The sequence below is a fragment of the Streptomyces sp. HSS9-12 genome (assembly GCF_054963655.1).
Genome location: NZ_JBUEGC010000131.1, coordinates 1 through 671, shown reverse-complemented (window position 1 = coordinate 671; position 671 = coordinate 1). Strand labels below are relative to the sequence as shown.

Sequence of the window (671 nt, the reverse complement as noted above, 5' to 3'; positions counted from 1 at the left end):
TTGGTCTTCACACCGAAATACCGGCGCGGCGTCTTCACCGACGCCATCCTCACCAGGTGCGAAGAGATCATGCGGAAGGTCTGCGAAGACTTCGGCGCGGAACTGCGCGAGTTCAACGGCGAGACCGATCACATCCACCTGCTCGTGCACTACCCGCCGTCCGTTGCCCTCTCCCGGCTCGTCGGCAGCCTCAAAGGCGTCTCCGCTCGCCGCCTCCGCCAGGAGTTCCCCGCGCACGTCCGCAAGTACCTGTGGGGCGAGCACTTCTGGTCGCCCTCCTACTTCGCCGGGTCCTGCGGTGGGGCACCGCTGTCCGTGGTCAAGGAGTACATCGAGAACCAGAAGCACCCGGACTGAGCGGAGCTCCATCATGGGAGCAATCCGAAACGACGCGGCGGCGCTCCGCGCCGCCCTACTCAGGATGATCGGGTAGGGAGGCCGGTTCTCCCGGCCCCCCTCCCACACCACCGGACATGCGGGCCTCGCATCCGGCGGTTCGTTCAGTTGATCTCAGGCGGTCCTGAGACGCTGCCACAACCCGGTAAAGGACTTGTAGCCCTGGGCGTCCCAGTAGGCGTTGTCCAGGGCGCGGTTCATTTCAATGCAGAGAGATGCTTTCCACTTCCGGTGTCCGGCGACCAACCGCACGTCATCGGGCACCTCCTGGCCGA

Annotated in this window: 1 protein-coding gene; it reads left to right on the top strand. The window is 65.1% G+C overall.

The window, feature by feature from the left end:
* A partial coding sequence (gene tnpA / locus ACY34J_RS29035) for an IS200/IS605 family transposase (protein ID WP_462729597.1) occupies positions 1-357 on the top strand: 357 nt, incomplete at its 5' end.
* Positions 358-671: the final 314 nt, after the last annotated feature.